This is a genomic window from Methyloradius palustris, assembly GCF_019703875.1.
Taxonomy (GTDB): Bacteria; Pseudomonadota; Gammaproteobacteria; order Burkholderiales; family Methylophilaceae; genus Methyloradius; species Methyloradius palustris.
The window spans coordinates 2,766,676-2,788,083 of the sequence record NZ_AP024110.1; the positions used below are offsets into that span (position 1 = coordinate 2,766,676).

A 21,408-nucleotide genomic window follows, 5' to 3' on the forward strand; every position below is an offset into this window, starting at 1 on the left:
TAGTGTTAACGCTTAATTCTGCAAATAGTTTAATGCTTATTTCGTACTTCTAAATTCTTCAAACAAAGCTTGATATAAAGCGCGCTGCTCAGCAGGTGAGAAACGTGTGATCATTTCAGTGATGTTAGTGCGCAACTCAATCGACTCATCGGTCATCCGCGTTAACATATCGCTCATTTTCGATAGATCAGTACCATTGCGGGCATTGGTTTGTATTAGCTCAGTAAAATGCTCATTTAACTGGCTCAACATATCCGCATTACCGCGCTCCATCAGACCAAGAATCGTACCTAATTGCCGTCCAACACGCTGCAACTCACCACGGAACTGTGAAACAGATTCATTGTGATCGGCCATCGCGCGCATCATCTCAGCGCGTTGTTTACCAAAATTATCCAACTCGGCCTGCAACGCCCTATCTTGTAGACGTGATGATTCACTTAAACGTTCTTCAATTCGGCGAAGAATACGTACTTCTTCAGTGGCGATTTCTTTACGCAGCTTGGCTTCTGTTGGATCTAGTTCAATCAAACGGCCGCCACCAAGGCCAGTCGCTTCTACCAGTGCACCACCATTACCGCCAGCAGCAAGCGCACCTTCTGATGCTTCAATCGCGGTTTTGCTGTAGGCAAAGCCTTCGCGTGCCAGCGCTTGCTCAATATGCTGAGCCACTTCAGAGCCTAATAATGACATCAATTCCTGTGAGCAGCGGCGTACAGATACCATCATGAAACCCAGGATAATCGAACCCATCAGGCCGTACATAGAGGCTGAGAAGGCGATACCCATCGAGCGCATTGGTGCTTTCATGCGCGCAACCATGTCACGGAACACATCGATTGGGTTATCTACACCAATATTCACAGTTGAGAAGCTTGAAATCAGCGAGGCGATGTCATCCAATGTAGCCAGCAAACCAATGAACGTACCCAGCAAGCCCATACCAACTAGCAAGCTGGTTAAAAACTGTGGCAAAGCATTACGGTTATTTAAACGAGATGCCGCACTGTTAAGCTCATTTTCAAGCACAGTTTGCTCTTGCGGGGTGATATGACGGCCACTCGAAGCCGCTACCATACGTAACACATAAGCAATATCAACGTTATAACCTAGCGCCAACTCTTGCAGACGCGTAGGGTTATTGCCGCCACGAAGCTCATCAGTAAATTCAGATAACTTGGCGCCTTCAGCCAACAAACGACGCACATTGGCGAGTATCAAAATACCGCCCAACAGCGTAATCACGAAAATCGCATAGTTAATCTGTGGATGTGGATTTTCTGCCAGCGTGTTCGAAATTTGCTTGTGGTAAATCGCGGCCCCAAGCAGCAAAATTACAAACGGCAATGCTGTGTAGAAATAATAAACTCTTAAACGCTTGAACATGGATTGCCTGCCCCTAACTTAAATTCTTGAATTAAATGCTTCACTAAAACTCTTTTAATCATTAACGCCATGCTTAACGTGAACACGATACTTAACGCGGATCGCGGAATACGCGGTCACTAAAACGCAACATTGGCGATATCAGATAAGAAAGCACCGTACGCTTACCCACCACGACATCAGCGGTGACTGACATACCAGGTGAAATCGGCCCAGCTGCCTTTCCCATCTTTACCTGTCTTACACTGCCAGCATCAATACGTACGCGGTAATAGCGGCTCTGCTGTTCATCAGTCAAAGTATCTGCACTCACTTCAGTGACTGTGCCCGGTAACGCGCCATAGGTTGCATAATCAAACGCGCTAATACGCACGCGCGCTGGCAATCCACTACGCAAATTGGCACGGTCATCTGGCCGTGCACGAGTTTCTACCACTATGCGCTCGTCCTCAGGGGTGATCTCCATCAATGGCTCACCCGGCCTGATCACGCCACCCACTGTTGAAAACATCATGCGGTTCACAAAACCATCTACTGGCGCACGCACGATATTGCGCTGCAATTTGTCCTCATTGGTTTCAAAATCCAGATTGGATTTTTCCAGTTCCAATCTTACTTGCGTCAAATCCGAACTAGCGTCAGAACGAAAATGCGCCCATAGCTCACTGACTTTTGATTCTGTTTCCGCCTGCGCAGCACGCAAGCGCGGTAATGATGTTTGCAACTCGTTAAACTGAGACTCCATGCGCTGCAAACGACTTTGCGTATCTAACATTTCCATTTTTGAAGCAGCGCCATTCTTGTTCAAACCTTCAATTAGGCGGAATTGCTGACGCGCTAACTCCAGCTCACCTGTCAAATTGCGCAATCTGGCTTCTGTTTCAGCGATCTCACCGCGCTTTTGCGCACTTTGATCACGCAATACCCGTGTTTCTTCATTGTTATGTGATAAACGGGCTTGAAAAGCGGCTGTTTCAGCCTGCTTCACACCACTATCAATTAAATCATCAGGAAAATTAATACTACTTTTTCCAGCTGCTTCAGTCAGCAAACGTGCCTCGCGACCCCGCAACGAGTCTCGTTTGTTACGATCCTGACCAAGGTCAGATCGCGCTCTGATGTCAGACAACTCAACCAATGGCTGGCCTGCTTTCACTGTTTCGCCTTCTTGTACCAAAATAGTACTGACGATACCGCCTTCTAAATGCTGCACAATCTGCGACTTACCTGCGGGAATTACCCTGCCAGTAGTTCGCACAATGACATCTATCTTTGCCAGAGATGCCCAAATGAGCAAGAGCAACAAACTCATTGCTGTAATTAGCACAAACGCCCGTTGTGGCGTCATATCTGACCAAATCTTTTGTAACTTACTCAACATTGACTACACATCTCAACAAGATCATGGTGTGCCAGCAGGGCTTACCAAGACTAGCGAGCTGTCAGAGGTTGCAACCCCTTCTTTTACCGATACTTCAATACGGTCGGCAGGCAACTTCATCTCGATCAGTAAATTACGCACCGCCATTGCTCGGTAATAGCCCAATCTTTTTGCCTCGGTGAAGCCAGGCGGTACATTGACTTCAAGCTTGGCGCCACCGCTGGCAACGATGCTGGCAATAGGCCCACGTAATTTTTGCCCTTCTTCGTCAGATAAAGTGACCGCGTCATCATTAAAATCAACCACCAGACCACCTGTGATTTTGTCGATAGCAGACACTGGCTCATCTGAACGTACTGAGCCTTTTACGACCTTGTGCGGGCCACGTTTGCCAGGTGCTGTGTCTTGCTGAAGCGCAGCTAGCTCCTCTTGCAAACGCTGGGCGTCATGTTCTTTATCTTTAAGGTCGGCGACTTGTTGCAGCAACGCATCTACCTGCTTTTGTAGCTTGGCAGCATCAGGCGTGGTCACTGGTGTTTGTGGCGTCTCCGCTGGTTTTTGTTGCTCAGCTTGTGGTGTTGGCGAAGGCGGCACTTTGCTGCGACGGCCTAATTCCATCGCAAAAATAAATACAGCTACGGTCATAATGACGACGACAAATAGTAGATTCAGCACCAGATTGGTGACTGCATCTACATAGCCAGGCCAGAAAATATCCGCGCCGCCGTCGTTATCGCTATCAATATTCATCGTGGCTCCTGACTATGGCCTGATCGTAGAAACGGGAACAGGGACTTCTAAAGGCGCTAATGGCGTTACTGCAGCTTCGTCTGATTCCGCAGATTTAGCAGGTGGGGCTGAATAAGAAGGGTTAGCACCTTGACTCTTAATTTCGCTTGGTTGTGCATCATTCGGTAAGCTTGGAGTAGTCGGCATGACCTCTAAACCTGAGCTGTTAACCGCCGTTGCCTGACCCAGCAAACGGCTGATTTGTGACAGCGCATCTATTTCTTGGGAGTGTAAAGTGACTAAACGTGTTCTGGCTTGATATTGGCGGTCATACACATCAAGCAAATCAAGCAAAGATTGATTACCTGCGAACATTTTTTCAGACATTGAAGTCACAGCCGAAGAAATCGCATTCAACTCGCGATAACCTGAAACCAGCTGCTCACGGGTAGCATCGAGCGTGGCATATTGCGAAATCATCGATTGCGTAATGCGACGCTGAATATCATCCAGGCGATATTTCACTTCATCCAGACGCGCCTTTTTTTCATTGGTCAGGTAGTAATCACCAGAGCCATTGAGCAGATTCCAGTTCATCACCACCATAGCGCGCGTATCTTCTTGCAGCCCTGCTGGCCCACCAGCGTTATTGGTCGTCAGCTTAGACAACTCAATATCAAAACGTGGGCCAAATTTAGCGCGCGCCACATTCTGGTCTAGCTCCGCCGCTTTTAACTCTGCCCGCAATGAGCCGATATCCGGGCTGTTTTCCATGGCGATTTTAATGGCTTCGCCCACAGTATTGGGTATCACGCCCATATCAGTGCGGTCTGGCAAGCGAATCTGCTCAGGAGCAATATTGGTTAGACGCAAAAACTCAACACTAGCGGCTGCATGTGCTGACTCTTGTTGTGATCTTGCCGCACGAGCTTGCAGGGTACGCGCCAATACACGTTGACGGTCTGAACCACTGGATGCGCCAGCATTAGCGCGTTTATCTACATAATCAAACAACTGGTTGAGTTGCTTTTCATAGCCTAAAGAAAGGTCAGCAATCAAACGGCTGGAAGTTAACCCGAGATAGGCAGTTACTGTAGATAGCCAAGCATCGGCCTGACTGCCGCGCAGGCTTTCTGCACGCGAATTAATCACCTCTTTGCGGCGCTGCCAGTCATAAGTGCTCTGCAAATCCAGAATAGGCTGGCGTAGGGTAATGCTTTTATCGGTACGAATATGTGCCGATTGATCAGCTGCTGCTCCTGTTAGCGGATCAATCACTGAAGAAGGTGAAGAAATTTCTCTGCCTCTGGCATAACGCACTGAAAGGTTAGGCAAGAGCAGGGCGCGTGCCTGGTTTGATTGCGCGTCAGCCTGGCCCAAACGCTGATTTGCTATGTTGACATCACGGCTGAACACCACTGCAGCATTAGTAGCGCCAGGCAAATCAATCGCATTGACCACGCCAGCAGGTGGGGCATCTGTCGCATTTTCGCTGTTGTTCAAGTATTCATTGTGCATCTGGCTTGTAACAGCCACGGGGATCAAACTCACGCCAAATAGCTTGGCTAAGCTTAAATCTTTAACTTCATACACTGAATCAGTTTGCGTGGAGAGGCTGGTATCGAGTGGCTGCAAACCAATCGGTGCCAATTGTTTTTTTGCTTGCTCTGGAGGCAAGCTGGTATCGAGTGGTGCTGACTTTGTAGTGGCAACTGGATTGGCAGCCGCTGGCTCAGGTGCTTTGATAGGGGTAGGATCTAGAATCAATTGCGGGGCAGGCAGTTGCTGCATACTTTGTGCCGTGGCTTTTACTGCCTCACTTGCTGCGTTTGCGGCTGCATTGGCCGCACTGGCCGCCGCACTTGCGGCAACGGCTGCAGCATTAGCGGCTTCCACAGCCGCATGCGCCGCATTTGATGCTGCTTGCAAGGAACTCATCTGGTTTTGAGCAGCTGTCTGCTGAGGCGTGCTAGCAGGCTTACTGACTTCTACCGCATCAGCAGCCCATACTCCAGGCGCTACTAACATCGGCCACATACATTCTAGGATTAGACGTTTCTTTTTACTTAACACATTAAACTTTCGCGAAATTTAGTATGGGCTTGCATACGCCTATGTTCTGTAAACCATCGTTTTTACTTTAAGCAATTACTACGCCAGTTACATCTTATTAGATAATTTCGTTAATTATCAATGCAATACTTCTAATACCTTATATCAAGAATTAGGATTATTCCATAAATAGCCAGCATTCATGTCAATCCCTCGACAAATAACAATCATGCTTGCGTATATGCTTAACGCAAAGTACGCCCAAACAGCTGTGTAGCAAGCTGATAACCAGTCATGGCAATCTGTGGATCATAACGCTCGCCTTCATCACGCATGAAAGCATGCTGGGCATTGAATTCATGCCAAGTGAATTTGAGGCCTTGCTCAGTCAGCTTTTGATAAACCTTGAGGCGACCTTCGGTTGGGATGTGGTTATCCTGTTTGCCCCAGATCATCATCAATTCACCAGTGATGTCATTTAAGCGCTCCATGCTGTGCTGGCCAGCTTGATTGGGCATAGTGTTCAAGTGCAAGTCAGTCGCATAGAAACAGGCAGTAGCCTTGATTTCAGGCTGCAAAGCTGCGCGGAACGCCAAATGACCACCAATACAGAAGCCCATTGCGCCCACGATGCCATTCGCCCATGGTTGCTGTTTTACCCAGGCAATCATGGCGGCGTTATCGCTATCGTAGCTTTCAACAGGTTTTGCAGCTTTGTCGGCATTCCCTTTGTCGCGGCCGTCGTCGTCGTATCCTAATACTGTGCCGATCGGGTTAAGCTCATGGAACACTTCAGGCACTAGCACCGCATAACCATGTCCTGCCATGATCTTGGCTGCACGCTCTATTGGGCCAGTTTGTTGGAAAATCTCGGAGTAAAACAGAATGGTAGGAAACTTGCCTTCACCAGCAGGGCGGTGTAAATAAGTACGCATCGTGCCAGTTGGGGTTGGTAAATCGGCAATATGGCTTTGAATAATCATGCTTTACTCCTTGGATTGGTCTTCAGACGCTCTTTATTGGTTGTTGTGCTAAGTGTTTTAATTTATACACTTTTAATCTTCCTGATTTTACAACGATTTTTGATTTTACAGGTCGTATAAAATGCTGGTAATTCAGCGTTATAGCAATAAAATCCAATCCTTTGCAGACATTTTCATTTCAATGACCCTACTAAAAAATCTAGTCGCTATATTTGCCATCACTCTATGCAGTATTTCACCGGTTAATGCTGCACCAGCAGACCATGCATCAGGCGACGCATTGCAACACTTGATGCAGGATGACCAGCAATGGGCTAGCCCGCGTAAAGACTATAGCAATCAAGGTTATAGCAAACTCAGCCAGATCAATCAGGATAATATCAATCGTCTGCATGTGGCATGGTCTTTTGCTACGGGAGTGACGCGCGGCCATGAAGGATCCCCCTTGGTGATCGGGAATATCATGTATGTGCACACACCGTTCCCCAATAATGTTTATGCGCTGGATTTGAATAATAACCAAAAAATCCTGTGGTCATACTTTCCCAAACAAGAACCCCTTGTGCAGGCCATATTATGTTGCGATAGCGTGAATCGTGGTTTGAGCTACGGCGATGGCAAGATTTTTCTACAGCAGAACGATGGTGTATTGATTGCACTAGATGCCAATACTGGTGAAAAAGTCTGGCATGTCAAAGTGAATGACCCCAAAACAGGCGCCACCAACACCAACGCAACCTATGTATTTAAAGACAAAGTATTCACAGGCTGTAGCGGCGGTGAATTCGGCATCCGTTGTTTTATTGCTGCCTATAATATTCATGATGGCTCATTGGCGTGGAAAGCTTATAGCATGGGCTCTGATAGTGACGTACTGATAGGGGCTGATTTCAACCATGCAAACCCGCAATATAGCGCTTTATCTGCTTATGAAAATGTGAATGGTGGCAACAAAGAAAATGGCTCGTTCAAGGCATTTACTAAAGACCAGTTGAAATTCCCTGAAACTGACCTTGGTATTAAAACCTGGCTTAAGCCACAAGCCGTCAAGCATGGCTGGGAAACAGGCGGCGGACCTGTTTGGGGCTGGTTTTCGTATGATCCAAAACTCAATCTTGTTTATTACGGTACAGGCAACCCATCAGTCTGGAACGCTGACGTAAGGCCTGGTGACAACAAGTGGGCAATGACTATATTCGCCCGTGATCTTGATACTGGCATAGCAAAGTGGGGCTACCAGCTCACGCCGCACGATGAGTGGGATTACGACAGCGTGAATGAAATCATCCTCTGGAATGCTGAAGGCAAACAGCTTGCCACGCATTTTGACCGCAACGGCTTTGGTTATACCTTTGACAGGCGCGATGGCACGCTGCTCGTTGCTGCAAAAATGCATCCTTTCGTTAACTGGGCAACTAGCATTGACCTAGCTACTGGCATTCCGCAAAAAGATGGCCGCTATTCAACACATCAAGAAGTCAATGTGCAAGGCATCTGCCCGGCAGCAGTCGGTATTAAAGATGAACAGCCTGCCGCCTACTCGCAGCACACGAAACTGTTTTACGTACCGCTTAATCATTTATGCATGAATTATGAGTCTGTAGAAGCAAAATATGTATCTGGCCAGCCTTGGGTTGGTGCCAGCATCACCATGTATCCGGGTCCTGATGGCGTCATGGGTGGTTTGATGGCTTGGGATGGCCTGAAAGGTAAATCCATCTGGTACAACAAGGAAACCTTTTCTGTATGGGGCGGAGTGCTCGCTACCAGCGCAGACCTGATTTTCTATGGCACGCTAGACCGCTGGTTTAAAGCCGTAGATGCCAAGACTGGCAAATTACTATGGCAATCGCAAGTTGGCTCAGGAGTAGTAGGCAATGCCATGACTTACGCACATCATGGCAAACAATATGTGGCGATATTATCTGGCATAGGTGGCTGGGCTGGGATTGCGCTTAATTTAGGCCTAACTGAAGAATCAGATGGGGCAGGCGCTGCTGGTGCCTACAAGGCACTGGGTCAATATAATGCCGCGCCAGGTGGAGGGGCGCTCAATGTGTTTAGCCTTTAATTTACTGACTTGCCAGATAAGCATGCAATGTTTGTATTGCAGCTGACCCTTCTCCGACAGCAGCGGCGACCCGCTTCACCGATGCGCTTCTCACATCACCTACTGCAAAAATACCTGGGCGGCTGGTTTCAAGGAAATATGGCGCTCTTTCTAGTGGCCAATCAGCATCTGCCGCATCATGGCCTGTCAGCACAAAGCCATTTTTATCCAGATGGATACAGTCTCCCAGCCAAGCAGTATTAGGCTCAGCACCAAGGAACAAGAAAACATGTGAGATTGGCACTTCTTCAACGCGGGCATTTTCATTCCATTTAATGCTGCTTAGATTTGTATCCCCAATCAATTCAATAATCTCGGTATTAACGTGAAGAGTGATATTCGGTGAAGCCTCAATTCGCTGGATGAGATAATGCGACATGCTGGCCGCCAGCCCAGACCCCCTGACGATGATATGAACATGACTGGCATGCCCAGCCAGAAACACCGCTGCCTGACCCGCAGAGTTGCCACCGCCATTGACCACGACTTCCTGCTTTGAGCATATATTGGCCTCCATGAACGAAGCCCCGTAGTAAATGCCTCTACCTTCAAAATTCTCAATCCCATTCAGTAAAGGCTTGCGGTATCTAGCACCAGTAGCAATCACTACTGAGCGGGCTGTTATTTGCTCACCATTGTCCAGCAAGATTTCAAAAGCTTTCTCTACATTACATATCAAGCGCTTCACTTCTATCGGCACCGCGACTTCCGCACCGAATTTTCGTGCCTGTGAAATACCACGCCCAGCCAATGCCTGACCTGATATACCCGTTGGAAAACCAAAATAATTCTCGATCTTGGAACTGCTTCCTGCTTGGCCGCCTGGAGCTTTTGCATCTAGCACGATGACATTAAGGCCTTCAGATGCTGCATATACTGCAGAGGCCAAGCCTGCTGGCCCAGCACCCACCACGACAACATCATATTGTTTACCATCCAGACTATCGGGGCTTAAGCCGATAAGGTCTGCTAATTCACGAGTGGTTGGATTAACGATGGCTTTGGACTGGGCATTAATAACAAAGGGAATATCTTCCACAGTCATGCCATATTTATCTAATAAGGTTTTAGCTTCTTCAGGATGACTGACCACATCAAAATAGGCCACAGGATGCGCATTGCGCGATAAAAACTCACGAAGCCTTAAAGTAGCCGCAGATGCTTGCGAGCCAATCAGCATGACCCCACCGTTTTCGTCAGCAATAAATGCGACTCGACGCAGAATAAACGCCCGCATGATAGTTTCGCTGAGATCAGCCTCACTGACTACCAAGGTTCTCAATGAGGATTCATTGATGACGATGACTTCGCAGTCCTCAGCTACACAGCCTGTCGCTATTGCGGCACGGCCAGCGAGCGTGCCTACTTCACCCGTAAATACGCCTGGCCCATGTGATGCAATGACATGCGGGCCTTTGTAACCATTGCGAATAATATCTATGCGACCCGAGAGAATCACATACATGCTGATATGCCGCTCACCTTCGGTAAAAAGCACATCGCCAGCCTTGTATTGGCGTAACTCACCATAGTGCATCAATAGATTAAATTGAGCTTCGTTGAGTGTGGGGAATATCTGGTGGCGCCTGTTTTCAGCGATGGGGGGTAGTTTGATATCAGTGGCCACGCTGTAGCTCCTAAGATTTTTATGACAAAGCTTTTAAGATTTGGAAATGCGCTGGCTATTCGCGCTTTACCTGCTCATTTCCCTGGCCAACTTTGCAACAGAACCTCCACCACACCATACAGCTCTTCTTTGGAAGCGCCATTAGAGGCCTGAACAGAAAGCCCCTTGTGGACGGTAGTCACATACTTCGATAAAGATTCTGAATTCGATCCCTCTGGAAGATCACCTTCATTTATTGCCTGATCAAACCTTTTAGCAAGTTTCTTCTCATATCGATGCAAAGAGTCGATGATTTTCTGCTGGATGCCAACGCTCTCCAGCTCTGAGCTTACAGAACTCAGCACAGCTAAACAACCCGTAGATTTTTCCAGCGAAGTAAGCAAATCAACTGATTGAATCAGCAACTGCCTGACAACTTCCCTGGAGGTTTTTTCAAATAATACTTCGTCTAAATACGCCGTAGGTCCTTCAACATACTTAGCTAACACTTGTGAAAACAAGGTTTCTTTATTACCAAACGCAGCATAAACACTTGGGCGATTAATGCCCAAGGCTTCAGTGATATCTGTCATCGAAGTGGCTTCATACCCTTTACGACGAAATAGCTGCAGAGCATTTTCTAATGCTACATCTTTGTCGAATTTACGTGGCCGACCTAGTGGCTTCTGAGTTTTGGTAGTCTCCATAATGAGCAGAATAAAGAATTTATTTGCGCTTGTCCAATATATTTGTACTGTTAAGTACAAATAGTTATTGACTTGCTATTTTGTTTGTATTTATTATGTACCTTGTAGTACAAAACATAACTTATGAGGAAAATGAAATGAACAAATATCTGAAATCAGTACTATTAATGGCTGCCACTTTTTCTATTGTTGAGGCAGGTACAGCTTCAGCGCAGGACAAACTTGAAACAGCGCCCACCAAGTTTATCGAGGCTAGCGGCATCAAGTTCTCTTACCGAACTTTAGGTAAAAGCACGGGAACGCCATTGATACTGTTACAACACTTCACTGGCACGATGGATTACTGGGATCCCGCCGTAGTCAACGGCTTGGCAAAAGAACGCCCAGTCATCGTTTTTAATAACACAGGCGTGGGATCAACGAGCGGAAAAACCCCCGATAACGTTGCGCAAATGAGCACAGATGCTTTAGCTTTCATCAATGCACTTGGTTATAAAAAAGTAGATCTGCTTGGCTTCTCTCTGGGTGGATTTATTGCACAGGAGCTAGCTGCTGAGCATCCAGACCTAATAGGTAAAGTAATCCTTGCTGGCACTTCGTATCAAGGCGGCGGCGATCACCTGATGCAAGTATTGGGCGAGGCATTCTCACAAAAAGATTCTCCAGACCCACGCCTATGGCTGTTCTTCACGCACAGCCCAGAAAGCCAGCAAGCTGGCCGTGAATTCATCAAACGTGCAAGCGCAAGAACACAAAATCGCGACCCCGAAAGCGGTAAAGACATTGCTGATGCTCAGGCTAAAGCACTGATAGTCTGGACCAACACCAACGACCCTGAAAACAAGTTGCTCAAGTCAATCACCCAGCCAGTGCTCATCGTGCAAGGTAGCAACGACACGATGTTGGGTACCGAGAGCTCCGTCACGATGTTTAAAACATTGAAAAATGCCCAACTGGTGTTATTCCCCGATTCGAATCACGGCTCTATTTTTCAGTATCACGATACGTTCGTGAAAACTGCCAACGATTTTCTTAACCAATAATTTAACTACTTTAGGAGCAATAAAATGACTACAGCAAAACTAGGTACTGCACTTATTACAGGTGCATCCACCGGCATAGGCGCTGTCTATGCAGACCGTCTGGCAAAGCGCGGCTATGACCTTATTCTGGTCGCTCGCGATCAGGTAAAGCTGGAAAAAGTAGCAAGCCAGATCAAAGCTGAATATCCCGTCAACGTAGAAGTTATTTCGGCTGACCTCACCTTGAAAACTGATCTGGCAAAGATTGAAGATCGCCTGCGCTCCGATAGCAGCATTACATTGCTGCTGAACAATGCTGGGTTAGGCGCAACATCAAAACTGGTAGATGCCAATCTCGATGAACTTGAAACCATGATCACCTTGAACGTAACGGCATTAACGCGCTTATCTGGCGCCGTCGTTCCATCATTCGTCAAACGCGGTAAAGGCGTTGTGATCAATATCGCCTCTATTGTCGCATTAGCGCCTGAAATGTTGAATGGTGCTTACAGCGGCAGCAAAGCCTATGTCGTCAATTTTACGCAGTCTATGCATCACGAGTTAGCTGATAAAGGCATTAAGGTACAAGCAGTGCTGCCTGGCGCAATTGATACGCCATTCTGGGATAAGTCAGGCTTGCCAGTACATAACTTGCCTAGCCAGATAGTGATGACTCCTGAAAACTTGGTAGATGCAGCTTTGGCTGGGTTTGATCAGGGCGAATTGATTACAATCCCTTCGCTACCAGACATCGCTCAATGGGAATCACTGGATGCCGCCCGCAAAGTACTCACGCCGAATCTGTCTCGTACCATACCAGCAAGCCGCTATTTAAATTAATCATTCATTACAAGTGACGCAATAAGAAAAGCCAGCTTTAAGCTGGCTTTTTCAATACAGTGGCTCAGATACAAGAGCCTAAATAACTAAGTATTTAGTTCACTGCATCTTTAAGTGCTTTACCTGCTGTGAAGGCTGGAGCCTTGCGTGCAGCAATCTTTAATTCTTTACCAGTCTGTGGATTGCGACCAGTACGTGCAGCGCGTTGGCTTACTTTGAATGTACCAAAGCCAATCAAAGCAACTGGTTCACCTGCTTTTAATGAAGCAGTGATGCTATCAGTAATGGCGGTAAGGGTTTTAGCAGCGGCGGCTTTAGAGATTCCAGCTTCTGCAGCGATAACTGCAATGAGTTCGGTTTTATTCACTTGAGTAATCCTGATTGATTTTGGAGCGCTTATCTTAAACCATTTTTTGTCGATTGCACTAGTTTTTGCTACTAGTTCTCATTACTTAGGTACAAATCTTGTCAAACCGCGCAAATAAAGGCGCTACGTGGCAACTTTTTGGCATTTAAGGGCTCTTATTTCTTACCAATTTTGGAGAATCGCGATGATCAAAGTCGTTAAAACAAATGCTGAATGGCAAGCACAGCTCAGCCCGATGCAATATCAGGTCACACGACTAGCAGCAACTGAACGTCCTGGAACTGGCGAATATGCTGACTTTAATGAACATGGTATTTATAGCTGCGTATGTTGCGGTACAGATTTATTTGAGTCTGATACCAAATTTGATGCAGGCTGCGGTTGGCCAAGTTATTTCAAACCGCTTAACCCTGAAAATGTGCGTGAAGAACGCGATATATCTCTAGGTATGATCCGTACCGAAGTAATATGCAATGTCTGCGATGCGCACCTAGGTCATGTTTTCCCTGATGGACCACCGCCTACCGGCCTGCGCTACTGCATTAACTCTGCATCTCTTAGTTTTAAACCTGTTTAATTACTAAAACACCGAAGATAAAACGACTGATCTCAAATGGGTCGTTTTTTTATTGATAGGTACATGCTTTTAAGCATCAATATATTTGGCAGAAATGTTGAATTCCTAGATACTCTATTTTTAGATACAAGCACGAGGTTAGGGTCACCCACATGGCTATCAAGTCACATGTTGATGCAAATTACCGTTTTATTGCCGCTTATCAAGAAATCAATGTGCGCATTGCGCAACGCCAACAGGCATTAACCCTTTATGTGACTCTAATGGTGAGTTTGCTTGCTGCGCTGGTCGCGCTAAAGCCAACTGTGGGAGGAATTGCGCCACCGATTGAGTGGCTGGTACTTGGTTTTCCAGTCGCGTCTCTTGCTTTGGTCTTTCTGAATTACATGGCCGAGCGTGCAATCGCAAATTTACGCCATTTCCTTTCGATACTTGAGCAGTTGGACAATGCCCACCAATCACTTCCTAGTTACCACATTGATCCCGTATGGACGATTGCGGCCAATAAAGCGAGACGCTTTCACGTATATGCTGCAGCTACACTTGTAGCCGGGACTAATGGCATCGGCTTGGGCGCTGTCATTCACATATATCCTGAACGTATCGCTGAGCACCCAGCGATTATCATTTTATCCGCCACCGTTGCGCTAGCGTCTTTTATCATGCTGCTGGTGATTCCTCGATGGAGTTACCGCCCCATTAATAGTTAACTTGAGAGGTAAACATGATTACAGCAGATGCCCTGAAAAAAGCTTTTCCACTATGCGCAGCGCCTGATGATTGGGTCAAAGCACTGGCGCCAGCCATGGAGAAATATGCCATCAATAGCCCCGCTAGAATCGCTAGCTTTTTGGCACAAACAGGGCATGAATCTAGTCAATTCAACCGCTTGGTAGAAGGTTTAAATTACAAGACAGCGTTGCGGCTCACCAAGGTCTGGCCTAAGCGTTTTCCAGATGAAGCTAGCGCGTTACCTTATGTGAATAACGAAGAAAAACTGGCGAACCTGGTCTATGCCAAACGCTTGGGTAATGGCGATAGCAGTAGTGGTGACGGCTATAAATTTCGTGGTCGCGGCATCATCCAGATCACTGGTCGCAGTAACTATGCTGACGCAGGTAAAGCGTTAGGCCTCGATTTAGTTAACCAGCCTGATTTATTGTTGCAAAAGTCACATGCCGCAATGAGCGCCGCATGGTTCTGGAGCAGTCGCGGACTCAATGCGTTGGCAGATGATCGCACTGATGACAACGATCTGGAAGACTTTACCGAAATCACCAAACGTATTAACGGCGGTAGTGTTGGGCTAAGTGAGCGCTTGGCTTTACTTAACCTAATAGAAGGTCAACTCGCTTAAAATTAACTTTTAGCAGTAAGCCGCCAGAGTGAGGTTACTTCGGCTTTACGTGCTAGATGCAAAGGGTCTGTTGGGTCTGATGCACGCGGATGTGTGGCTTTTGTATCGCGCTTTTCTATTACCGCTAAACCAGCTTTATCAATCGCAGCAAGTAACTCATCGCGAGTTCGCAAGCCCAAATGTTCTGCAATATCGGAAAGGATTAGCCAGCCTTCGCCATCGGTAGTTAGATGCGCAGCAAGACCATTTAAAAACCCCAAAAGCATGCGGCTATCCTGATCATAAATCGCATGTTCAATTGGTGAACTAGGGCGCGCTGGTATCCAAGGTGGGTTGCAGACTATCAATGGCGCTTGACCCGTAGGAAATAGGTCGGCTTTTACTATCTCAATACGGTCACTCAGACCTATGCGTTCAATGTTTTCATGGGCGCAGGTCAGGGCACGGTCGTCCTGGTCAGTAGCGATGACTTTTTTAACACCGCGATGTGCCAATACTGCCGCGATAACGCCAGTACCAGTACCAATATCAAACGCCAACTCCGAATTAGGCAAAGGCGTATCTGCAATCAGCTGGATATATTCACCGCGCACAGGCGAAAATACGCCGTAATGCGGGTGAATCTGGTTCGCCAGCGCTGGAATTTCTACGCCTTTTTTGCGCCATTCATAAGCGCCAATCAAGCCTAATAATTCACGTAATGAAATAACATAGGCTGCTGTTGCTGGGCCATACACTTGTTCACAAGCTGACTTTACATCGGGAGCGCGACGTAACGTGCTGGCATGCTCTGACGTCAATTCAATTAACAACATCGCCAAGGTACGTGCACGCTGTGACTGTGCTTGTCGATGTAGATGAAATGCCTCAGCAGGGCTGGCTGCGCTAATCTTCTCAGTCTTATTCTTATGTTTAGGGGCTTGGGCACGACGCGCCATGGCTTGGAGCAATTGACGCGCATTCTGGAAGTCACCTCGCCAAAGCAATGCCGTACCTTCGCAGGCAAGCCTGTAAGCAGCATCTGCCGTCATGGTGTCATCTACGACCATCACACGCTTAGGCGGTGGTGTGCCACTTTCTGAGCGCCATTGCCTACTGATGGTTTTGCCTGCTTGTACCCAACTAATTACTGGTGATTCACTCAAAAGAAATGTGCTCCGTACTTATTTATTACCTGATTATATTACCCAATAAAAAAGGCAGCTTACGCTGCCTTTACAGTCTACTGCCAATCAGGGCTGGTATTAATGTTTTGTAATCTTGCGTAGCTGTTGAATCGCCTGCAATTGCGCCATGGCTTCCATCAGTTCGCCTTGTGCTTTGGCGTAATCTACTTCTGAGCTCTTGTTCTTAATCGCTTCTTCAGCCACGCGCTTGGCCTCCAAGGCTTTCGCTTCATCCAGGTCATGGCCACGAATAGCAGTATCTGCCAATACTGTAACGATGCCTGGTTGAATCTCAAGTATGCCGCCAGAAACGAATATCAACTGCTCTTCAGCCTGATCAGAAATCTTCAGGCGTAAAGCGCCAGCTTTAATGGTGGTCAACAGTGGCGCATGGCGAGGATAAATACCGACTTCACCTTGCAACGCAGGCGCCACAATGAACTCAACCTCGCCAGAGAAGATAGACTCTTCGGCGCTTACTACATCAATATGGATGGTTGCTGTCATGCTGTTTACCTATTTGCTATGGTTATTGGCTTAAAAATTAAAGCGTTTTAGCCTTTTCAATAGCCTCTTCAATCGCACCGACCATATAGAAAGCCTGCTCTGGCAGGTGATCGTAATCACCATTCACAATGCCCTTGAAGCCCTTGATGGTATCTTTCAATGAAACATACTTGCCAGGTGCGCCTGTAAATACTTCAGCAACGTGGAAAGGTTGTGACAAGAAACGTTGGATCTTACGTGCACGGGCTACTGCCAATTTATCTTCTGGCGCTAGTTCGTCCATACCCAGAATCGCGATAATGTCGCGCAATTCCTTGTAGCGTTGCAAGGTAGATTGTACTGAACGCGCTACGCTGTAATGCTCATCACCAACCACGAGTGGATCTAATTGACGTGAGGTTGAATCCAGTGGATCAACCGCTGGGTAAATACCCAGTGAAGCGATATCACGTGACAACACAACGGTAGAATCCAAATGCTGGAAAGTGGTCGCTGGCGATGGGTCGGTCAAGTCATCCGCAGGTACGTAAACGGCTTGGATAGAAGTAATAGAACCAGTTTTGGTTGAAGTAATACGCTCTTGCAAGCGGCCCATTTCTTCAGCCAATGTTGGTTGGTAACCTACAGCTGAAGGCATACGGCCCAATAGCGCAGATACTTCGGTACCAGCCAGTGTGTAACGGTAGATGTTATCCACGAAGAACAGGATATCACGGCCTTCGTCACGGAATTTTTCAGCCATGGTCAAACCTGAAAGCGCAACACGCAAACGGTTTCCTGGTGGTTCGTTCATTTGACCGAACACCATGGCTACTTTTGATTCGGACAGGTTGTCCAGCTTGATAACGCCAGCTTCTGCCATTTCGTGGTAGAAGTCGTTACCTTCACGAGTACGTTCACCTACACCAGCAAACACCGACAAACCCGAGTGTTCTTTAGCAATGTTGTTGATCAGTTCCAGCATGTTCACGGTCTTGCCTACACCCGCGCCACCGAACAAACCAACTTTACCGCCCTTGGCAAACGGACAAACCAGATCAATCACCTTGATGCCTGTTTCAAGCAAATCTACCGAAGGAGAGAGCTCTTCAAAGCTTGGCGCTTTTTGGTGAATTTCGCGACGTTCATCGGTAGCAATCGGACCAGCTTCATCAATCGGGCGACCCAGCACATCCATGATACGACCCAATGTAGCGTTACCAACTGGTACTGAAATACCAACGCCAGTAGCGGTTACTTTGGTGCCGCGGCGCAAACCATCGCTAGAACCCATAGCAATCGTACGTACGATGCCATCGCCTAGCTGTTGCTGCACTTCAAGGGTCAAGCCAGCTTCTGCGGTTGCACCATCATCGCTTACCAGCAAGGCTTCATAAACCTTGGGCATTTGATCACGCGGAAATTCGACGTCAACTACGGCGCCAATACACTGAACGATTTTACCTTCACTCATTTTGCGATTTCCTATCTAAACTTATTTGTTGAATGCTTTTGCATTCATCTATTAACTGGGTAGTTCTTAACCTGAAACTGCTACTGAATCACTTTTGCGCTTAGCCAGATACAGCTGCAGCGCCACCGACAATTTCTGAAATTTCCTTGGTAATCGCAGCTTGGCGGGCTTTGTTGTAAACCAGCTTCAACTCACCAATTACTGTTTTTGCGTTATCAGATGCTGACTTCATCGCCACCATACGTGCGCTTTGTTCTGATGCCATGTTTTCTGCAACAGACTGGAACACCAATGACTCAATGTAACGCACCATCAAATCATCAATGACGACTTGTGCATCTGGCTCATAGATGTAATCCCAATGACCTGTTGGTGCACCAAGGCTTTCACCTGAAAGCGGTAGCAACTGCTCCATCACCGACTCTTGCTTCATGGTATTAATAAAGCGGTTGTAGGCGATGTACAACTGATCGATCTCGCCTGCAACATAAGCATCTAGCATCACTTTAACTGGGCCAATCAGCTTTTCCATCTGTGGCTTATCGCCCAAACCAGTCATTTGAGATTTGATATTCGCGTTAATGCGAGTCATCAAACCCAAGCCCTTGTTGCCAATCGCAGTGACTTGCACACCATGACTGTCGTTTTCCCAAGCTTGCATCTGGTTCACAGCAATACGCAGTACGTTCGTATTCAAACCACCGCAAAGACCTTTATCTGACGTAATCACGATCAGGCCGATGTTTTTAACCACATCGCGCTTGATCAAGAATGGGTGACGGTATTCAGCCTGCGCATGCGACAAGTGAGCAGCTATATTGCGGATCTTCTCAGCATATGGACGAGCTGCACGCATCCGTTCCTGCGCTTTGCGCATTTTGGAAGCGGCGACCATTTCCATCGCTCTGGTGATCTTGCGCGTATTTTCAACGCTCTTGATCTTGGTACGTATTTCCTTGCTACCGGCCATTATTCAGCTCCAGATTCTAGTGTTATCTTAGTAAGCACTAGTCGCTTTAAAGTCTTCAATCGCTGCTGACAGTTCTTTGTCATCATCTTTTGATAGATCAAGTGTTGCTTCGATCTTGTCAGCAATGGCTTTGTATTTAGACTTGATAAATGCATGTAAGGCAGATTCAAAAGCCAGCACCTTGTTAACAGGCACATCATCCAAATAGCCTTTGGTAGCAGCTTGCAAGCTGATTGCCATTTCAGATACTGACAATGGCAGATACTGAGCTTGCTTCATCAATTCAGTCACCAGACGACCACGCTCTAACTGCTTGCGGGTGGCTTCATCAAGGTCAGAAGCAAACTGGGCGAAAGCAGCCAATTCACGATATTGCGCAAGTGCTAAACGTACACCACCACCCAGCTTTTTAACGACCTTGGTTTGGGCTGCACCACCAACGCGTGATACTGAAATACCGGCGTTGATTGCAGGACGAATACCAGCGTTGAACAAATCTGACTCCAAGAAAATCTGGCCATCAGTAATCGAAATCACGTTAGTTGGTACGAATGCAGAAACGTCACCCGCTTGTGTCTCAATGATGGGCAATGCGGTCAATGAACCCGTCTTGCCTTTTACTTCACCCTTAGTGAAGGCTTCGACATAGTTTACATTTACGCGAGCAGCACGTTCGAGCAAACGTGAGTGGAGATAGAACACATCGCCTGGATAAGCTTCACGGCCTGGTGGACGACGTAACAGCAATGAAATCTGGCGATAAGCAATCGCCTGCTTGGTCAAGTCATCATAAACAATTAATGCATCTTGGCCGCGATCACGGAAATATTCACCCATGGTGCAACCAGAGTATGGCGCAATGTATTGCAACGCTGCTGAGTCAGAAGCTGAGGCGGCTACGATAATGGTGTATTCCATCGCACCATATTGTTCAAGTTTGCGTACCACGTTAGCAATGGTTGAAGCCTTTTGGCCAACCGCAACGTAGATACAGGTCATGTTCTGACCTTTTTGATTGATGATGGCATCAACGGCAACCGCTGTTTTACCTGTTTGACGATCACCAATAATCAATTCACGTTGACCGCGGCCAACTGGCACCATGGAGTCAATCGCCTTAATACCTGTTTGTACTGGTTCATTCACTGATTGACGCGCAATCACGCCTGGCGCCATCTTTTCAATCTTGTCAGTCAGCTTTGCGTTAACTGGGCCCTTACCATCAATGGGATTGCCCAGCGCATCAACCACACGGCCAATCAGTTCAGGGCCCACTGGCACTTCAAGAATACGGCCTGTACATTTAGCGATATCGCCTTCGGTAATGTGTTCATAATCACCCAGTACCACGGCACCGACTGAATCACGCTCAAGGTTGAGCGCCAAACCGAATGTATTGCCAGGAAACTCGATCATTTCACCGGCCATCACGTTTGATAGACCGTGAATACGCACAATACCGTCTGTCACTGATATCACGGTACCTTGGGTACGTGCTTCGGCAGTGGTAGAGTAATTCTCTAATCTGCTTTTAATCAGTTCACTAATTTCTGATGTTGATAACTGCATTTGTCTGTCTCCTGACCTTGTGAGGTCCAACCTTTGAGTATGTTAACTTTTAAACGTACCTGCTATTAAAACCTTAATTCTTAATCTTAGCCCTTGAGCGCATAAGCCATGATTTGTAACTGCCCACGTACTGATGCGTCTATCACTGTATCGCCAATCACTATCTTGATTCCACCGATCAGCTCCGGGTCAAGCTTGACCTGTGCTTCAACTTTTTTGCCAAATTTGGCTTCTAGTTGTTTTACGACTGTTTTCACTTGGGCGTCTGTTGGCTTGGCCGCCGCTGTAATTTCAGCTTCAAGCGTGCCTTCATCTTCTGCCTTGAGCAATTCAAATGCTTCTGCGATATCTGGAAGCAATCCTAAACGACTGTACTCAACCAGTACTTTGACCAAATTGATGGCTTCTGCGCTTAGCTTGCCTTCACTGACTTTAAGGAAAATCCGCTCCAGTTCACTTGCATCCAGTTTTGGATTATCAATGGCGGCTTTGATTTGCTCATTTGAGGCAATGCCAGATAACAAGGCCAATTCATCAGACCAGGTAGCCAGCGATTTCTTTTCTTTAGCAAGCCTGAATACTGCTACAGCATAGGGTCTTGCGATGGTAATTGCTTCAGCCATGTG

20 protein-coding genes are annotated in these 21,408 nt (G+C 47.1%); 6 read left to right on the plus strand and 14 right to left on the minus strand.

Annotated elements, in window-relative coordinates:
• Nucleotides 1–36: 36 nt before the first annotated feature.
• From ZMTM_RS13240 to ZMTM_RS13260, 5 genes are all read right to left on the minus strand, one after another.
• On the minus strand, nt 37–1,386 hold the full coding sequence (locus ZMTM_RS13240) for a MotA/TolQ/ExbB proton channel family protein (protein WP_221764293.1): 1,350 nt from the start codon (nt 1,384–1,386) through the stop codon (nt 37–39).
• A 91-nt stretch (nt 1,387–1,477) separates the two neighbouring features.
• The gene (locus ZMTM_RS13245; RefSeq protein ID WP_221764294.1) at nt 1,478–2,734 is read right to left on the minus strand and encodes an HlyD family type I secretion periplasmic adaptor subunit; all 1,257 of its coding nucleotides are present in this window, start codon (nt 2,732–2,734) and stop codon (nt 1,478–1,480) included.
• A 54-nt stretch (nt 2,735–2,788) separates the two neighbouring features.
• Nucleotides 2,789–3,517 (minus strand): hypothetical protein, encoded by a 729-nt coding sequence (locus ZMTM_RS13250; protein WP_221764295.1) that lies wholly within the window; start codon nt 3,515–3,517, stop codon nt 2,789–2,791.
• 12 nt (nt 3,518–3,529) lie between these two features.
• Nucleotides 3,530–5,524 (minus strand): TolC family protein, encoded by a 1,995-nt coding sequence (locus ZMTM_RS13255; protein ID WP_221764296.1) that lies wholly within the window; start codon nt 5,522–5,524, stop codon nt 3,530–3,532.
• Between the two features lie 269 nt (nt 5,525–5,793).
• Complete coding sequence (locus ZMTM_RS13260; RefSeq protein ID WP_221764297.1) at nt 5,794–6,531, minus strand: dienelactone hydrolase family protein; 738 nt, start codon at nt 6,529–6,531, stop codon at nt 5,794–5,796.
• Between the two features lie 181 nt (nt 6,532–6,712).
• Here ZMTM_RS13260 and ZMTM_RS13265 point away from each other — a divergent pair, with 181 nt between their 5' ends.
• Nucleotides 6,713–8,602, plus strand: coding sequence for a PQQ-dependent dehydrogenase, methanol/ethanol family (locus tag ZMTM_RS13265; RefSeq protein WP_221764298.1), 1,890 nt, complete (start codon nt 6,713–6,715; stop codon nt 8,600–8,602).
• 1 nt (nt 8,603) lies between these two features.
• On the opposite strand, the gene ZMTM_RS13270 is transcribed toward ZMTM_RS13265, so the two are convergent.
• Nucleotides 8,604–10,268 carry an FAD-dependent oxidoreductase gene (locus ZMTM_RS13270; RefSeq protein ID WP_221764299.1) on the minus strand — a complete coding sequence of 555 codons (1,665 nt, stop codon included), beginning with the start codon at nt 10,266–10,268 and terminating at the stop codon, nt 8,604–8,606.
• A gap of 74 nt (nt 10,269–10,342) precedes the next feature.
• Nucleotides 10,343–10,954, minus strand: a complete 612-nt coding sequence (locus ZMTM_RS13275) for a TetR/AcrR family transcriptional regulator (RefSeq protein ID WP_221764300.1) — start codon at nt 10,952–10,954, stop codon at nt 10,343–10,345.
• 137 nt (nt 10,955–11,091) lie between these two features.
• On the opposite strand from ZMTM_RS13275, the gene ZMTM_RS13280 reads away from it, so the two are divergent.
• Both ZMTM_RS13280 and ZMTM_RS13285 read left to right on the plus strand, forming a co-directional pair.
• Nucleotides 11,092–11,997, plus strand: coding sequence for an alpha/beta fold hydrolase (locus ZMTM_RS13280; RefSeq protein WP_221764301.1), 906 nt, complete (start codon nt 11,092–11,094; stop codon nt 11,995–11,997).
• A 24-nt stretch (nt 11,998–12,021) separates the two neighbouring features.
• A complete protein-coding gene (locus ZMTM_RS13285; protein ID WP_221764302.1) occupies nt 12,022–12,816 on the plus strand; it encodes an SDR family NAD(P)-dependent oxidoreductase in 795 nt (264 codons plus the stop codon).
• 94 nt (nt 12,817–12,910) lie between these two features.
• Here ZMTM_RS13285 and ZMTM_RS13290 read toward each other — a convergent pair whose 3' ends face one another.
• The gene (locus tag ZMTM_RS13290) at nt 12,911–13,198 is read right to left on the minus strand and encodes an HU family DNA-binding protein (protein WP_449810821.1); all 288 of its coding nucleotides are present in this window, start codon (nt 13,196–13,198) and stop codon (nt 12,911–12,913) included.
• Between the two features lie 169 nt (nt 13,199–13,367).
• Between ZMTM_RS13290 and msrB the strand changes: the two genes are divergently transcribed.
• The 3 genes from msrB to ZMTM_RS13305 all read left to right on the plus strand — a co-directional run bounded on the left by msrB (nt 13,368) and on the right by ZMTM_RS13305 (nt 15,117).
• Nucleotides 13,368–13,760 carry a peptide-methionine (R)-S-oxide reductase MsrB gene (gene msrB, locus ZMTM_RS13295; RefSeq protein WP_221764304.1) on the plus strand — a complete coding sequence of 131 codons (393 nt, stop codon included), beginning with the start codon at nt 13,368–13,370 and terminating at the stop codon, nt 13,758–13,760.
• 152 nt (nt 13,761–13,912) lie between these two features.
• Complete coding sequence (locus ZMTM_RS13300; protein ID WP_221764305.1) at nt 13,913–14,470, plus strand: hypothetical protein; 558 nt, start codon at nt 13,913–13,915, stop codon at nt 14,468–14,470.
• Between the two features lie 14 nt (nt 14,471–14,484).
• Nucleotides 14,485–15,117 (plus strand): glycoside hydrolase family 19 protein, encoded by a 633-nt coding sequence (locus ZMTM_RS13305; protein ID WP_221764306.1) that lies wholly within the window; start codon nt 14,485–14,487, stop codon nt 15,115–15,117.
• Nucleotides 15,118–15,119: 2 nt separating this feature from the next.
• On the opposite strand, the gene ZMTM_RS13310 is transcribed toward ZMTM_RS13305, so the two are convergent.
• The 6 genes from ZMTM_RS13310 to ZMTM_RS13335 all read right to left on the minus strand — a co-directional run bounded on the left by ZMTM_RS13310 (nt 15,120) and on the right by ZMTM_RS13335 (nt 21,405).
• On the minus strand, nt 15,120–16,262 hold the full coding sequence (locus tag ZMTM_RS13310) for a methyltransferase (protein WP_221764307.1): 1,143 nt from the start codon (nt 16,260–16,262) through the stop codon (nt 15,120–15,122).
• A 99-nt stretch (nt 16,263–16,361) separates the two neighbouring features.
• On the minus strand, nt 16,362–16,790 hold the full coding sequence (locus tag ZMTM_RS13315; RefSeq protein WP_221764308.1) for a F0F1 ATP synthase subunit epsilon: 429 nt from the start codon (nt 16,788–16,790) through the stop codon (nt 16,362–16,364).
• A gap of 37 nt (nt 16,791–16,827) precedes the next feature.
• Nucleotides 16,828–18,243 carry a F0F1 ATP synthase subunit beta gene (atpD, locus tag ZMTM_RS13320; RefSeq protein ID WP_221764309.1) on the minus strand — a complete coding sequence of 472 codons (1,416 nt, stop codon included), beginning with the start codon at nt 18,241–18,243 and terminating at the stop codon, nt 16,828–16,830.
• 100 nt (nt 18,244–18,343) lie between these two features.
• A complete protein-coding gene (gene atpG, locus ZMTM_RS13325) occupies nt 18,344–19,213 on the minus strand; it encodes a F0F1 ATP synthase subunit gamma (RefSeq protein ID WP_221764310.1) in 870 nt (289 codons plus the stop codon).
• A gap of 27 nt (nt 19,214–19,240) precedes the next feature.
• Complete coding sequence (gene atpA / locus ZMTM_RS13330; RefSeq protein WP_221764311.1) at nt 19,241–20,782, minus strand: F0F1 ATP synthase subunit alpha; 1,542 nt, start codon at nt 20,780–20,782, stop codon at nt 19,241–19,243.
• A gap of 86 nt (nt 20,783–20,868) precedes the next feature.
• The gene (locus ZMTM_RS13335) at nt 20,869–21,405 is read right to left on the minus strand and encodes a F0F1 ATP synthase subunit delta (RefSeq protein ID WP_221764312.1); all 537 of its coding nucleotides are present in this window, start codon (nt 21,403–21,405) and stop codon (nt 20,869–20,871) included.
• Between the last annotated feature and the right edge of the window lie 3 nt (nt 21,406–21,408).